The 15,519-nt window shown below is 43.6% G+C and carries 13 protein-coding genes and 1 pseudogene; 8 read left to right on the top strand and 6 right to left on the bottom strand.

The window, feature by feature from the left end:
* Positions 1-135 precede the first annotated feature (135 nt).
* Both ctaD and DP116_RS18605 read left to right on the top strand, forming a co-directional pair.
* Positions 136-1,878 carry a cytochrome c oxidase subunit I gene (gene ctaD, locus DP116_RS18610; RefSeq protein ID WP_169156586.1) on the top strand — a complete coding sequence of 581 codons (1,743 nt, stop codon included), beginning with the start codon at positions 136-138 and terminating at the stop codon, positions 1,876-1,878.
* 79 nt (positions 1,879-1,957) lie between these two features.
* Positions 1,958-2,581, top strand: a complete 624-nt coding sequence (locus DP116_RS18605) for a cytochrome c oxidase subunit 3 (RefSeq protein WP_169156585.1) — start codon at positions 1,958-1,960, stop codon at positions 2,579-2,581.
* Between the two features lie 218 nt (positions 2,582-2,799).
* Here DP116_RS18605 and DP116_RS18600 read toward each other — a convergent pair whose 3' ends face one another.
* Positions 2,800-3,600 (bottom strand): COP23 domain-containing protein, encoded by an 801-nt coding sequence (locus DP116_RS18600; protein ID WP_169156584.1) that lies wholly within the window; start codon positions 3,598-3,600, stop codon positions 2,800-2,802.
* 532 nt (positions 3,601-4,132) lie between these two features.
* On the opposite strand from DP116_RS18600, the gene DP116_RS18595 reads away from it, so the two are divergent.
* Entirely contained in the window at positions 4,133-6,019 is a 1,887-nt protein-coding gene (locus tag DP116_RS18595; protein WP_169156583.1) for an ABC transporter ATP-binding protein, read from the top strand.
* Between the two features lies 1 nt (position 6,020).
* Here the strand turns inward: DP116_RS18595 and DP116_RS18590 are convergent, their stop codons facing one another.
* The gene (locus DP116_RS18590; RefSeq protein ID WP_169156582.1) at positions 6,021-7,241 is read right to left on the bottom strand and encodes an RNA-guided endonuclease TnpB family protein; all 1,221 of its coding nucleotides are present in this window, start codon (positions 7,239-7,241) and stop codon (positions 6,021-6,023) included.
* Positions 7,242-7,591: 350 nt separating this feature from the next.
* A complete protein-coding gene (locus DP116_RS18585) occupies positions 7,592-7,831 on the bottom strand; it encodes a hypothetical protein (protein ID WP_169156581.1) in 240 nt (79 codons plus the stop codon).
* Positions 7,832-8,107: 276 nt separating this feature from the next.
* On the opposite strand from DP116_RS18585, the gene DP116_RS18580 reads away from it, so the two are divergent.
* Together DP116_RS18580 and DP116_RS18575 are read left to right on the top strand one after the other, a co-directional pair.
* Positions 8,108-8,533, top strand: coding sequence for a hypothetical protein (locus DP116_RS18580; RefSeq protein WP_169156580.1), 426 nt, complete (start codon positions 8,108-8,110; stop codon positions 8,531-8,533).
* Between the two features lie 361 nt (positions 8,534-8,894).
* A complete protein-coding gene (locus tag DP116_RS18575) occupies positions 8,895-9,944 on the top strand; it encodes a chemotaxis protein CheB (protein ID WP_169156579.1) in 1,050 nt (349 codons plus the stop codon).
* Between the two features lie 242 nt (positions 9,945-10,186).
* Here the strand turns inward: DP116_RS18575 and DP116_RS18570 are convergent, their stop codons facing one another.
* The 3 genes from DP116_RS18570 to DP116_RS18560 are packed head-to-tail and all read right to left on the bottom strand — an operon-like array spanning position 10,187 to position 11,405.
* Entirely contained in the window at positions 10,187-10,597 is a 411-nt protein-coding gene (locus DP116_RS18570; RefSeq protein ID WP_169156578.1) for a response regulator, read from the bottom strand.
* A gap of 11 nt (positions 10,598-10,608) precedes the next feature.
* Positions 10,609-11,094 carry a response regulator gene (locus DP116_RS18565; RefSeq protein ID WP_169156577.1) on the bottom strand — a complete coding sequence of 162 codons (486 nt, stop codon included), beginning with the start codon at positions 11,092-11,094 and terminating at the stop codon, positions 10,609-10,611.
* A 2-nt stretch (positions 11,095-11,096) separates the two neighbouring features.
* The gene (locus DP116_RS18560) at positions 11,097-11,405 is read right to left on the bottom strand and encodes a hypothetical protein (protein WP_169156576.1); all 309 of its coding nucleotides are present in this window, start codon (positions 11,403-11,405) and stop codon (positions 11,097-11,099) included.
* Between the two features lie 201 nt (positions 11,406-11,606).
* Between DP116_RS18560 and DP116_RS18555 the strand changes: the two genes are divergently transcribed.
* The 3 genes and pseudogenes from DP116_RS18555 to DP116_RS28635 all read left to right on the top strand — a co-directional run bounded on the left by DP116_RS18555 (position 11,607) and on the right by DP116_RS28635 (position 15,443).
* Entirely contained in the window at positions 11,607-12,320 is a 714-nt protein-coding gene (locus tag DP116_RS18555) for a Crp/Fnr family transcriptional regulator (protein WP_339381487.1), read from the top strand.
* A 366-nt stretch (positions 12,321-12,686) separates the two neighbouring features.
* Positions 12,687-14,180 (top strand): annotated as a pseudogene (locus tag DP116_RS28640) (CheR family methyltransferase); the annotation flags it as partial.
* A 42-nt stretch (positions 14,181-14,222) separates the two neighbouring features.
* Positions 14,223-15,443 (top strand): sensor histidine kinase, encoded by a 1,221-nt coding sequence (locus DP116_RS28635; RefSeq protein ID WP_439330038.1) that lies wholly within the window; start codon positions 14,223-14,225, stop codon positions 15,441-15,443.
* Positions 15,444-15,519: the final 76 nt, after the last annotated feature.

Below are 15,519 nucleotides of genomic sequence, written 5' to 3'. Positions count from 1 at the left end.
ACTTGTAGACGCCCTCCGGGCGGCTTCCCGCAGGGTAGCGTCTGGCGTGGGTTGGGGGGATCTCCCTTGAGATAAACAAGCTAGCCGAACCGTATTGCCTGACTCCTGACTCCTGACTTCTGACAACTAATTCTTATGACACAAGCACAGGTACAAGAAAAAGCCAATATCCCTGCTCTGATAGAAGAGCCAGGGATAAGACCTTGGCGAGACTACTTTACCTTCAACACCGACCACAAGGTCATTGCAATTCAATACCTGGTCACGACGTTCATTTTCTACTGTATTGGCGGTGTGATGGCTGACTTGGTTCGCACGGAACTGCGAACCCCAGACGTCGATTTTGTCACCCCTGAGGTGTACAACAGTTTGTTTACACTGCACGCCACAATCATGATTTTTTTGTGGATTGTGCCCGCAGGCGCAGGATTTGCTAACTTCCTGATCCCCTTGATGATTGGGGCAAAGGATATGGCATTTCCACGCCTGAATGCTGTTGCCTTTTGGATGATTCCTCCTGCTGGTTTGTTGCTCATCGCTAGTTTAGTGGTGGGTGATGCACCAGATGCAGGTTGGACTTCCTACCCTCCCTTAAGCTTGGTCACAGGTCAAGTAGGTGAGGGGATCTGGATTCTGAGCGTTCTTTTGCTAGGTACGTCTTCGATTCTGGGGGCAATTAATTTCCTGGTGACAATGCTTAAAATGCGTACTCCAGGCATGGGTTTCTTTCAATTGCCTTTGTTTTGCTGGGCAATGTTGGCAACCTCGGCGCTGACTTTGGTCTCTACGCCTGTGCTAGCAGCCGGTTTAATTCTGCTCTCGTTTGACTTACTTGCAGGCACAACATTTTTTAATCCGACTGGCGGTGGCGATCCGGTTGTGTACCAGCATATGTTCTGGTTTTATTCCCACCCAGCGGTTTACATCATGATTTTGCCCTTCTTTGGGGCGATTTCTGAGGTGATTCCGGTTCATTCGCGTAAGCCAATTTTTGGATATAAGGCGATCGCCTACTCAAGTTTGGCAATCAGCTTCCTAGGACTCATCGTCTGGGCGCACCATATGTTTACCAGCGGTATCCCTGGTTGGTTGCGGATGTTCTTCATGATCACTACCATGATCATCGCTGTACCAACGGGGATCAAAATCTTCAGCTGGTTGGCAACAATGTGGGGTGGAAAAATTCGCCTCAACAGTCCAATGCTATTTGCTATGGGTTTTGTTGGCACCTTCGTCATTGGTGGTATCAGTGGCGTGATGTTGGCGGCGGTACCGTTCGATATTCACGTTCACGACACATATTTTGTCGTGGCACACTTGCACTATGTCCTGTTTGGTGGTAGTGTTCTGGGCATTTATGCGGCAATCTACCACTGGTTCCCCAAAATGACAGGGCGGATGTTGAACGAATTTTGGGGTAAGGTTCATTTTACCTTGACAATCGTCGGTTTAAACATGACCTTCTTACCCATGCACAAGCTGGGGATGATGGGTATGAACCGTCGCATTGCTCAGTACGACCCCAAATTTACGTTTTTGAATGAAATTTGTACCTATGGGGCTTATATACTCGCTGTTTCGACATTCCCCTTCATCATCAATGCGATTTGGAGTTGGATGTACGGACCCAAAGCAGGTAATAATCCCTGGGATGCACTTACCCTAGAGTGGATGACAACCTCACCACCAGCGATCGAGAATTTTGATAAACCACCAGTTTTAGCGACTGGACCATACGATTATGGTTTGGAGAACACTGCAAAGGGTGTACCTTTATCTGATCCCGATCCAGTCTTGTCTGCCGGTGTTAACTCAGTGTTACGCGCCGAACCTGACGAGCCATCTCCCGCTATCACTGCTGAAAAAGAAGAACGCTGATAGATTATGAATGATGAATGCTAAAAGATTTTTTTTATTCATCATTCATAATTTGTAATTCATAATTTACGGAAAATTCATGCAAAGTCAAACAATTGACCCAGCAAAGACAGCCCTTAACCATCATCACACTGCTACCGCAGAAGCTGATCACGAAGAACATCCAGACCATCGCCTCTTTGGACTGGTTATGTTCCTGGTCGCTGAAGGAATGATTTTCATGGGGTTGTTCGGAGCGTATCTGGCTATGCGTTCTACGGTACCTGTTTGGCCTCCAGAAGGTACCCCAGAGTTAGAACTATTGTTACCCGGAGTCAACACAATCAATCTAATTGCTAGCAGTTTTGTTATCCACAATGCTGATACCGCCATCAAAAAGAATGATGTCCGGGGAATGCAAATCTGGTTCGGGATTACCGCTGCAATGGGTATTCTTTTCTTGGTGGGGCAGGTGTATGAATATACCCATCTAGAATTTGGCTTGACCACTAACTTATTTGCCAGCGCATTCTATGTTTTGACTGGCTTCCACGGTTTGCACGTGACTCTCGGAGTTGTGGCAATTCTTGCGGTATTGTGGCGATCGCTCAGCAAAGGTCACTACAGCAATGAACATCACTTTGGTATAGAAGCCGCCGAAATCTACTGGCACTTCGTTGACGTGATTTGGATTATCCTCTTCGGTTTGCTGTATCTGCTTTGAGTATTGGTGATGAGTTTTTCTACTCAATTACCTAACCAACCGCTCCGAAAAACCTATACAGTTTCTAGCCCCCTATAGGGGGTTTTATTTTTTAGGGTAATCTAGATTTCTACCTTAAGAGGGATGACATAAAAAAAGCCCAAACGAGTAACGGCTACTCTTCCGTTGCCATCTTGCATCTGAGCGTCTTGGCGCGAAATTCATTTTTTTTGAATCAATCAGCGAAATTTTTTAGGATCTAGACGATTGCCAGTTTGAGGTTGAGACTGCTGACGATTAAGCGATACACCATTACGGAGTTTTTCTCCAGTACCGCGATCAGCACGATCTAAGAAAGGTTTGAGATTGATTGGGTCTTTAGAAGAAGTGGAGGGTTTTTTGCCACCACCAAAAATATTTCGCCCCAAATTGGAGAGATCGTCATTACCACTTGTATAAGTGTTAACGCCAAAAGTTTGCTGTCCGCTATCAGCAGATGCTAAGTTTTGGAAAACGCTATTACGGACAACATAAGGGTCTTTTTCGGGAGGTACTGTCAGCACAATGCGACAGTAAGGATTAGTTTCTGTGGTAACGCAGAGAATATTTTGTCTGTTCTCTATCGCTGTCTTCAGTTCCACTAAGCCATCTGGGCGATATGTTTCCAAGCGCTCGGCAATTGCTTGGCAACGCTGTTGTGCATCCCAGCCGCCACCCAAAGTCCTAGGAGTCGCCCAAGGGAAGTATTGACCAGGTTGACTTTCTGGCTGGTACATAACAGTGTACTGACCGTTGTAAGACTGACAGAAAAATCGATTACTGCTACTAATAGGTGATGAAGTGGTCGTTCTCGTTGTGCTGGAAGATCCATCTGTTTCTATTGTCCTTGTTCTAGTTGTTGTTGAGCCACCGCCTGCTGGTTGTGTTGGTACAACAATATCACCACCTCCACGAACTTGCGCAAATGCAGCTGCATGACCTAGAACAAAGGATAAACTAACAGCACTCAAAAAAAGAAATTTTACAGGTTGAGATAGCATAGACACATCTAAAAAGCTGGTGAATTTTCATGTTGGGAGTTGATAATTCCAGTGACGAAGAATCTTGTGATTTTGATTCAACGATTATCTTCCTTTTGTGCAAAGAGTTGAATTCCAAAAAATCGGCTCACGAATGTAACGGATATCAGGACTTACGCAAAAATAACGTAATTGCGTGATTGCGACGTCAGGAAGCAATCTCACAGTCTTGTTCTTTCGTAACTCGTGCGCAAGTCCTAGGATATATTACGTGTGGGTTTCACTAGTTTTCCTGTTCTCAGTTACGTACACCACGTCTAGGGGCGCAGGAATGCTGTGCCTTTACCATTTTCCCAATATCGCACTCAATTAAAATCCGCTATATCCGCGACAGCTTAAGTTATTTTTTGTAATCTTTAATGCCAAATCCCATAGGAAATCTGTAAAAATCAGAAAAATATCGTCGTACCTAAGATTCAGATCAATAAAAAAAATCAAAGTCGCTGTTAAAATCCAAATAATTTATAAGTTACAATTTAAGTACCCGACTCTTATGAGAGAAACTATCCTAGACGTTCGCAATTTACAAGTTGAATTTTCCGGTGAGAGTAAAAGTGTCAAAGCAGTAGATGGGATTTCTTTTGAGCTACATCGAGGAGAAACTCTAGGAATAGTAGGAGAGTCGGGAAGCGGAAAATCAGTCACATCCCTAGCGGTTATGGGGTTGCTTCAGAGTCCTGGTAGAATTAGTGGCGGTGAAATTTGGTTTCACCCTCAAGAGAATGGCGCACCGATCAATTTAGCCCAATTGCCTAACGAGCAAATACAGCTCCACAGAGGCGGCGACATTGCGATGATTTTCCAAGAACCGATGAGTTCTCTCAATCCGGTTTACACGATTGGGTTTCAGATTACAGAAGCTATTTTGCGACACCAGAATGTTTCGGCATCTGAAGCACGACGAATTGCGATCGCCGGTCTACAAGAAGTAAAACTCCTCCCTAGCGATGAAGCCCTCAAGCAACAGTATCTCGAAACTTGGAAAGAAACCTCTTTTGGTTCATCAACTCCAGACGAGCAAAAGATAGCACAGTTGGTGAAACAGCACAAAGAAGCTATCCTAGAACGTTACCCGCATCAACTTTCTGGCGGACAGTTGCAACGGGTGATGATCGCAATGGCAATTTCGTGCAACCCATTGCTGCTGATTGCAGATGAACCAACCACAGCATTGGATGTGACAGTACAAGCAACGATCCTTGAGCTGCTACGAGAATTGCAGCAGCGCCGTGAAATGGCAATGATTTTCATCACCCATGACTTAGGACTGATTTCAGAAATCGCTGATAAAGTCGCCGTGATGTACAGAGGCAAAATAGTAGAATACAACTCGGCAGGACAAATTTTTTCAAATCCCCAGCATCCATACACCAAAGGCTTGGTAGCCTGTCGCCCCACACTCAACCGTCGTCCCCAAAAACTGCTGACAGTTTCCGACTACATGAATGTGGAAGAAACGCCAACAGGAGATTTGATCATTCAAGAGAAACAACCTCAACAACCTGTGGAAGTCACAAGTGAAGAGATGAATCAAAGGTTGCAAAGCTTAGAACAACAGCAATCTCTTTTGCAAGTCCGTGATTTGAAAGTTGGTTTCCCCATACGGGGAGCGTTTGGCGGTACAAAACGCTATTTTATGGCAGTCAATAAAGTTTCCTTTGATGTGAAAAAAGGAGAAACCCTGGGATTGGTGGGAGAATCTGGTTGCGGTAAAACCACTGTTGGTAGAACTTTGCTGCGATTAATTGAACCAATGAGTGGTCAAATTATTTTTGAAGGACAAGATATCACAACCCTCAAAGGGAAACCGTTGCAGAACTTGCGGCGAGAAATGCAGATTGTTTTTCAAAACCCCTTTAGCTCCCTCGATCCACGCTTCAAGGTTGGGGAAGCAGTTATGGAACCTTTGGTAATTCACTCGATAGGTAAGACAAAGCAAGAAAGGCGAGAACGTGTTGCTTACCTCTTAGAACGGGTGGGTTTAAGTGCAGATGCTATCAACCGCTATCCTCATCAATTTTCTGGTGGTCAACGTCAGCGGATTTGTATTGCCCGTTCTTTGGCATTAAATCCCAAGTTTATTATATGTGATGAATCGGTTTCAGCGCTGGATGTATCAGTGCAAGCACAGGTGCTGAATCTGCTGAAAGAATTGCAAGATGAGTTTGGGTTGACTTATATCTTTATTTCTCACGACTTGAGTGTGGTGAAATTTATGAGCGATCGCATCCTAGTCATGAATCGCGGTGAAATCGTCGAACAAGGAACAGCAGAAAGTATCTACCGCGAACCCAAAGAAGAATACACCCAAAAACTCATAGCCTCAATTCCTACTGGAAGTGCTGAACGGGTGCGACAACGACAAGTACGGGCATCGTGAACTACCCCACCGCATAGGCGGATGGGGCTTCTGTACTCATAGGCGAATGCCGCAGATAAGACTTTCGTCCCATCTTTGGTCTTACTTCCCCTCCTACAGCAGAGACGGCTGAACCTTCCGCCTTTAGCATTCTGATTCCTTCTGTTCTAATATTTATCGCTGCATTACCATCTCTATCATGATGAGTGCCGCAGTGAGGACAAGTCCATTCCCTCACATCTAGCGACATCTCATTGACTTGATAGAAACAATTAGAGCAGAGCTTGGAACTGGGGAACCATCTATCAATTTCAAGCAACTTTGCACCTTTGCGTTCTAGCTTGTAGGCTAAGAAGTTAGTGAAAGTTCCCCATCCACAATCAGATATTGCTTTCGCCAAATTGTGATTACGTACCATGCCCTTGACATGAAGATTCTCTACTATGACAGCTTGGCTATCGCTGACCAACTTGTAGCTAAGTTTATGCAGAAAATCTTGCCGCGAATTGCTAACCCGTTCGTACACTTTGGCAACGACTTTACGATACTTGTTTCTTGAATTACTTCCTTTTTGTTTACGTGCTAGTTTTTGTTGTTTGCGTTTCAGGTTTTTCTCATGTTTGGCAATGTGTTTAGGATTATCGTACTTAGACACTTTTTCGCCATCGGTGATAACAGCAAAGTGTTTCAATCCTAAGTCAATGCCATAAATTTTACCTTCTGAAATAGTTGAATTTTCACCTTCTAATTCAGTCAAGATAGATGCAAAGTATTTGCCTGATGGAGTTTTACTAACAGTGACAGTCTTGATTTTCCCCTCAATAGGTCTATGTATTTTGGCTTTGATTACTCCAATATTGCCCGGAAGTTTGACATTGCCTTCTACAATTTTGACGTTTTGAGGATACTGGATAGACTGTTTACCGTGTTTAGATTTGAATCGTGGAAACCTTGCTCTACCTTCAAAAAAGTTTTTGTACGCCGTGGTTAGATTAAGTGTTGTAGCTTGCAAAACTTGACTATAACAATCAGCTAACCATTCTGTATCTTTTTCCTTTTTGAGCTTAGGCAGTAGTGCATTGAGTGCTACTTGTCCCAGCCCCTTACCCGTCTCTTTGTATGTCTCAATTGATTTATTCAATGCATAATTCCACCACCATCGGGAACACCCAAAGCTTTGAGATAATTGTATTTGTTGGTCTTGGTTCGGGTATAAACGAACTTGTATTGCTTTATGTAGCACTCAATATCACCTCCTTAGTTTTTATATCTTACTATTATCTACACTTACCAGTAAAGTCATTCCGGACAAATATGGGAATTGCTCGGACATCCATAAAGGATGTACCTTACAATTTCCCGGCGTGATGCACCCCACCGCATAGGCGGATGGGGAATTCCGCCGAATCAGTTAAAGATTTTCTCTGGTTCCTATGCTCTGCATGGGAACGCTTCCTTGAGGCTCCGCCTCTCAATAATTATATTGAGGCGGAGCCTCAAGTTATGCATTCCTTGCCAGAGACAAGGAACGAGGAAATTCTGTATCTCCTCCTCCTAAATGCATTTATTTGATGACTTTACTTGTTTACAGCGCTACTGATGTGCTTTAATTTCGCCAAGTAACGCCTCATCCGAGTAAGAATCTTCCCAGTCACCCGGTAGTTCGAGCCGCAATGATTTCGCACCACCACTTGGAGTGCAGACAACCCAGTATGTGTCACGTTCCTCGTTTACCTGAGCAGCAGCGCGGTTGTGAGCTTCATCATTAAGACCTGCATACGCCTCAACACAACTCCAAGTAATTCCGTCAGCATCCGTAACTTCTCGCGCCATTGTATACCTTCTTTGCTTATCGCTCTTAACCTACCCATTGTGCCATGTGCGTTATAGGCGAGAAGCTCTACGCCGCACCCAAGTGTCAAAAATCGCTCTTAAGTTAGAGGCAAATTCTGTGCTGTGGTAGAGGATTTTTTGCCTCTACCTAAGTATGTTTATCAGTAAACAAATCATTAGAAAAATCATATGTTATGGTCCAATGATGGATAAGAAACTTTTGGGATTATAGTGTAAACGAGCAAATAGCCATAAGAAGGAAGAACAAGCCGCAGCATGGATAACACAAACAAAGTTGATAGCACTGCAAATAATTCTGCTGAGAATACAACAGATACTGAAGCGAACATTATTTCTCAACCATCATCTAACGAAGCGAAACAAATTCCTAAAACAATTAACGTAGATGGTCGCCGTCCAATTGACCCAAGTAATATTCAAGTTCAGGAAACATTTGACATAGATGGTCAGCGTCCGATTGCCAAGAGCGATTTTCAGGATCATGATATGCTAGCTGTGGATGGCAAGCGTCCGATTGACCCAAGTGATATAGAGGTTAGCTATACTCTCGACATAGACGGTCAACGTCCGATTGTTAAGAGTAATTTTCAGGTTTCTAGCACTCTTGAGGTAGATGGTAGCCGTCCAATCACTTCAAATGACATTCAAAAGCCAGAAATAACAAGCGATTATGTAGACTAATATTTTCTACATATAGCCATTTTCAACCGGGTGAAGTAGTCTCAGTCGTAGGGGCAAAGGCTGCCCATACGTGTCAACTTAAGGTGAAACCCTTGTCATTACGTCATATCATGCCTTATTTTACTCGTTCGTAATTGTCGCATAACCCCACCCCGGTTTTGGCGTAAACGCCTTCAGGCAGCTTTCAATCCCCTGCCTAAAGTACGGAATACGGCACTACGTGCCTGTTCCTCATGGGTTTTCAGCTAGCCGTCCTTATAAATCCGCTCAAAGTTAGGTAAATGTGTTACTTAATTCTGCTAGCGTGATATAGGCAGTGCGATATGTCTAGCTCCGCTGCAATTACGAGGAAGAAGAAAAAATGCCCGGACACGACATCATCGTTGTTGGAGCATCGGCAGGCGGAGTTGAAGCACTTTCTTATTTAGTCAAGAATTTACCGCCAGACCTGAATGCTGCTGTCATGATTGTCCTTCATGTACCAAGCCACGGCACAAGTGTTCTGCCACACATTCTTACCCGTGCTGGAAAATTGCCGGCATCTCATGCAAAAGATGGCGAAGTCATTCAATTGAGAAGGATTTATATTGCCCCGCCAAACTATCACCTACTGGTGAAACCAGGACATATACACCTGGCACGGGGACCGAGAGAAAACGGTCATCGTCCAGCTATTGACCCACTGTTTCGCACGGCTGCGCGAGCTTATGGGCGACGAGTGGTTGCTGTGGTGTTAACAGGTGTTCTTGACGACGGTACAGCAGGACTAAAGGCAGTGAAAATGCGGAATGGTGTTGCGGTTGTTCAAAACCCCGAAGATGCAATGTATGCTGGGATGCCGCGCAGCGCTATCGAGAACGTAAATGATATTGACCATATCCTGCCTCTGTCGGATATTCCAGATATTTTGGTAAGTATAGCTAACACGCAGGTGGAAGGCGAAGAAGACCCTGTGCCTGAGGAGATTGAAGTTGAATCTGACTTGGTGGAGTTGGATATGAACGTGCTTAACAGTGAACAAAGACCAGGTAAACCCTCTACTTTCGGGTGTCCAGACTGTGGTGGTACTTTGTGGGATCTTTCAGATGGAAATTTATTGCGGTTTAAATGCCGTACAGGTCATGCTTATTCAGCAGAAACTCTGCTGGCAAAACAATCTGATGCTTTGGAAGATGCGCTGTGGGTTGCTTTGAGGGCATTGGAAGAGAAAGCATCTTTATCACGTCGGATGGCTGAACGGATGCGCGATCGCAACCAACTCCTATCAGCACAACGACTGGAAGAGGAAGTGCAGGATTCTCAAAAACGTGCTGGCGTTATTCGGGATGTCCTGCTCAAGGGTAACACTACAACAGCAGACGGGAACAACAGCAAAGCGCCAGAAGAGGAAGAACCAACTAATGTCTCGTGAATCTTTAGGAATATAGCTCTTCTACTTCGTTGTCATACAGTCGAAACCTCACCCTGTCCTCACGGACATCCCTCTCCGTGAGTTCGGAGAGGGAAAGATTTTTGCGTAGCAAAAAGCGAGGGTGAGGTTTTGAGTGAGATCTGTGTACACCGTAGCCCGAACTTCGGGGAGGGGTCAAATCAACGTGAGTTCAAAGGTTTGAACGTTAAATTGACACCAATTCATCCATACCAAAGCCAACGCTACGACACGAATTTTGCCGCTATGTCTACCAAGTCATCAAAAGATGATGTCTTAATGAAGTACGAGTAAGCGCCTAAGCTAGCAGCTTGAATCAAATGCTTTGGATCGTCGTAGGTACTCATTAGCACAACTGGTAAATTCTTCAGTTGGGGATGCTGCTTGACCCATGCAAGTAACTCAAAACCTGACATATGGGGCATATTTATGTTTGTCAATATGATTACTGGCAGTGGGTAGTTCTCTCTGTTAACATAAGGTTCCTTGCCCGACAGGTAATCCACAGCTTCTTGTCCATTTTTGATAACTTGAAAAGAGACTGGCAAATTAGCATCATGAAATAAAGACTGAATCAGAAACCCTACATCAGGGTTATCTTCGACTAACAAAATGGTTTTGCTTTTCTCTCCCATTAGTACTATATTTAATTGCAATTCACTAAAAATTTTGCTATTTCTATGACTAACTCTCCATTATCAAAAGGCTTAGTCAGATAATTTTGAAACCCAGACTTGAAAGCAAGTTGGCGTGCTTCATCTGTATCTATAGCTGTTAGGGCTATTGCAGGTATTTGCTTTTTTTGTGTATTGTCCAGCGTTCTGATTTTACAAATTAATGAATAACCGTCTTCTTGCGGCATAACAATATCGATAATTAAAAAGTCTAGTTCAAAATCTCTGATGACCTCAAAAGCTTCCCTTGCTGATGTTGCCGTCATGACTTTAGCGCCGTAATCTTCAAGAATAACAGTAATTAAAATAAGGGTATCAATATTATCATCTACGACAAGAACTCGCAAATTATTGAGAGTCTTGACGTTTGTACTGTCTTCAGGACGTTGATTATCAAAACTTTTTAACACGATAATACTGACCCCCGCCAAACCCCCCTGACTGTCATTGCGTTTCATAGCTATGTTAAAAAGGTTGCACCTTCGGCGATAAGTTCAGCACTCTTTGCCCTCGCGGCTATGCTGTTGGTTCTAGACAAAATGCTTTTGGCTCTAACTTCCCTTGCTGTGCTTCTGATAGCAGCACTCCTTGTTCTGATGACAGCGCTTTGAGTCATTATCACTAGGATTTTTGGGATGGTGTTGCTATGGCTGGCAGGTTTTGAAGTGACCTCGGCAATCAAAATACTACTTTGGATAATGTTTAAGTCACTTCTAGGGATATATGCATCTACTTCAGCTTTGCTTATCGTGTTTCTAGCTACACGCATTTCAAACAATTAGCTATATACTACAAACTCAGAATCTACCTATTTACTAGTTGTTTGTCTATCCGATACCGTACATAACTAATATCAAAATGGCGTAATAATGGACTCATTGCAATAATTTTGTGTCAAGCTAAAAGTCATTGACAATGCAGCTAACTATATAGTTAATTTACGACTAGTTTAATAAAACTAGTGATATCCGTGTCACCAAGTTTTCGTAATCCAAATGAAAATCGGCTTCTGGCTATCTTGCCAACAGAAGAATACAAACGTCTCCTCCCCCATATGGAGAGCATCTTTTTGCCTTTGAAGCAAATTCTCTACCAGATGAACGAACCCATTGAGTACGTCTATTTCCCCAAAAATGGTATTGTCTCTCTGGTGACTATTATGGAAGACGGCGCGACAGCCGAAATCGCTACAGTGGGTAACGAAGGAATGATCGGTCTGCCGGTATTTCTGGGAACAGATCAAATTCCTGGGCAGGCTTTTTCACAAATTCCTGGTGAGTCGATGCGGATGAAAGCAGAGGAGTTCAAAACTTTTGTCACTCCAGATAGTCCGCTTTACAAGCTGTTACAACGCTATACGCAAACATTATTTAACCAAGTTGCTCAATCAGCTGCTTGTAACTGCTTGCACTGTATCGAAAAACGATTCTGTCGTTGGCTTTTAATGACTCATGATCGAGTACAATCTGACGAGTTCTTGCTAACTCAGGAGTTTCTTGCTCAAATGCTGGGGGTTCGTCGTGCTAGTGTAAGTCAGGTGGCAAGCATTTTTCAGAAAGCTGGAATAATTAGCTACAGCCGTGGGCAAATGAGAATTCTTGACCGAACTGGCTTACAAGCGGCTTCGTGTGAATGTTATGCAAAAGTTAAACAGGAGTTTGAGCGCTTGCTTGGCAATAATTGAGGACTGTAATGTATGATGCTGTTGGTCAATTCACGAGCGATGTAACCCGCACTCACTCTCGTTTCCAGGCTCCAGCCTGGGAATGCTATTCTAGAGGCAAGCCTCTAGTAGTAGGTCAGGAGGCAGAGCCTCCATTGCTGCATTCCTTGCCAGAGATAAGGAACGAGACAATAACAGATTTATTATTTTTCGTTTCTAATAAGCAGAAGATATTAAAATACCAATCTGTTTTGAGATTTTTTCCACGTACTGGTTAAGAATAACTGCTTAGGAGCAATACTTCTTGTTGAACCTCTAATTATGCCTGGAAGGCTGTAGTTTGACAACAAGCACAAACGCAAGTGAATTTATTCAGTATAAACTTATATGAGTAACCAAGAAATCAATCCGGAACTAGAAAATTTATTAGAATACATTAAACGCAACCGAGGCTTTGATTTTAGCGGTTATAAGCGCACAAGCTTAAGCCGTCGAATTCTTCGACGTATGCAAATTATTGGAATTGAAAATTATACTGAATATTTGGACTACTTAGAAGTACACCCCGACGAGTTTGTTGAGTTATTCAACACAATATTAATCAACGTCACAGCTTTCTTCCGTGAGGGACAAGCTTGGGAGTACATAGCAAATGAAATTATTCCTCAAATACTTGCTAGCAAACATTTGAGCAAACCAATCCGGGTATGGAGTGCGGGATGCGCTTCTGGGGAAGAAACCTACACCTTAGCTATTTTGCTTGCTGAAGCATTGGGTATGGAACAGTATACAACACGGGTGAAAGTGTTTGCCACAGATGTAGACGTGGAAGCTCTTAATACCGCTCGCCAAGCAACTTATAATCCCAAAGATCTTCAAAGCGTTCCCGCAGATCTACAGGAAAAATACTTTGACCGAGTTAACGGTCGCTATATAGTTCAGAAAGAACTGCGTCGCGGGGTTATATTTGGTCGCCACGACTTGGTACAGGATGCACCAATCTCCAGAATTGATCTACTGGTGTGTCGTAACACTTTGATGTATTTTAATACCGAAACTCAAGCGAAAATTCTTGATCGCTTTCACTTCGCTCTCAATGAGAGTGGTTTTTTGTTTTTGGGGAAAGCAGAAATGCTGTTTACCCGCAACCACTCGTTCACCCCAGTAGATTTGCGGCGACGGGTATTTACCAAAATTCCTAATGGCAATATGCGAGATATGCTATTGAACATGGCTCACTCTTCAGGACACCAACCCGTCCCAGAGATGGTTGATCAAATGCGCACTCATGAAGCAGCTTTTGAGATTGATCCCGTCGCTCAATTAGTCGTGGATCTCAACAGCATTGTTATGTTGGCTAATGCTGAAGCTCGCAATTTGTTTAATCTCCATCCTAGAGATTTGGGTCGCCCGTTGCAAGATTTAGAGCTTTCTTATCGACCGGTGGAGTTGCGATCGCGCATCGACCACGTTCGCTCAAATCGTCGCCCCATCACCTTAAAAGATATTGAGTGGCCTGGTACAGAGCGCGACATAAAATATATGGACGTGCAGATAATACCCTTGGTGGACGACAGTACCGATGAACTCTTGGGCGTAAAAATCATCTTCACAGACGTAACTCGCTTTAAAAATCTGCAACAGGAACTAGTCCACGCCAATCAAGAATTAGAAACGGCTTATGAGGAACTCCAGTCAACAAATGAAGAATTAGAAACGACTAATGAAGAACTTCAATCAACTGTAGAGGAGCTAGAAACAACTAACGAAGAACTGCAATCCACAAACGAAGAATTAGAGACTATGAACGAAGAACTGCAATCCACAAACGAGGAATTGCAGACTATGAATGAAGAACTACGCCAGCGCGGTCAATTCTTACAACATCGTGTTACCCAATCACCTACACTCCAGGAAGATTTAGTGCTGCAAGCTATCGAGGAACTTAGCACTGCGTTGGAAGAATTGCGTGTGGCTGAGGAAGAATTGCATCAACAGAATGAGCAATTGCATATTGCTAACCAACAAGTCGCACTAGAACGTCAACGCTACCAGGAATTATTTGATTTCGCACCCGATGGTTACTTGGTAACAAATACCGAAGGGAAAATTTTGGAAGTCAACCAGGCGGCGGCTCAACTGTTAAACATCTCGAAAAATTTTTTGGTAGGAAAAGCGCTGATTAACTTTATTCCTGAGGAAGAACGTCGCGCCTTTCGTAACCAACTCTTACAGCTATCCCAGATGCAGCGAATCCAAGAGTGGGAAATCCGCTTGCAACCGAGAAAAGGTAATATTTTTGATGCTAGCTTGAGTGTTGCTACTGTGTTGGCTTCCCAAGACAAACTCCAAGGCTGGCGTTGGCTTGTGCGCGATATCACCTCCCGCAAGCAAGCAGAGGAAAAACTCCGGTTGATTCAGCAAGAGAATTTAGAGTTACAAGAAACTGCAGCCATCAAAACTCAAATGATGTCAGTTCTCTCCCACGAACTGCGTACACCTTTGAATTCAATTTTGGGGTTTTCCCAGCTGCTATTGCACCGCTACTATAATCTGTTCCCCCCCGAATTAAGAGACATGATAGAACGGATTACTAGAAGTGGCAAACATTTACTAGGACTGATTGAGAATATGCTTGACTTCTCCAAATTGGAGAGAGATAGGCTAGAACTAAATATACAAGAATTTAACTTAGTGGAGCTAGTCACAGCAACCACAGAGGAAGTGCGTTGTCTTGCTGAACAGAAAAACCTAACCTTAGTTTTACACGCCAATATCGAAAATCCTAGAGTTGTCAACGATAGTGTTCGTTTACGACAAATATTGGTTAACTTAGTTTCCAACGCCATCAAATTTACAGATACAGGCGGCGTGTTTGTGGAAGTACAGCAAGGCAATCAAGACCAAGTCGTGTTGATGGTTAAGGATACAGGCATTGGCATTCCAGAATCGGAATTAGCACATATTTTTCAAGAATTTTGGCAAGTCGATAAGTCTACGACACGCAAGTATGGAGGGATTGGTTTGGGACTGGCGATCGCCGATAAATTGGTTCGCTTAATGAAGGGAACTATCACAGTTGAAAGCAACCTAGGCGAAGGTTCCACTTTCCGTGTACTATTACCCCGCAATGTTAGTCATTAGTCATTAGACTTCGTGGTAGAAGTAGGGAACAGGGAACAGGGAACAGGGAACAGGGAACAGGGAACAGGGAACAGGG

The sequence above is a fragment of the Brasilonema bromeliae SPC951 genome (genome assembly GCF_012912135.1).
GTDB lineage: Bacteria > Cyanobacteriota > Cyanobacteriia > Cyanobacteriales > Nostocaceae > Brasilonema > Brasilonema bromeliae.
Note: the sequence above shows the minus strand (reverse complement) of the source record. Positions and strands in the feature narration are given on the sequence as shown.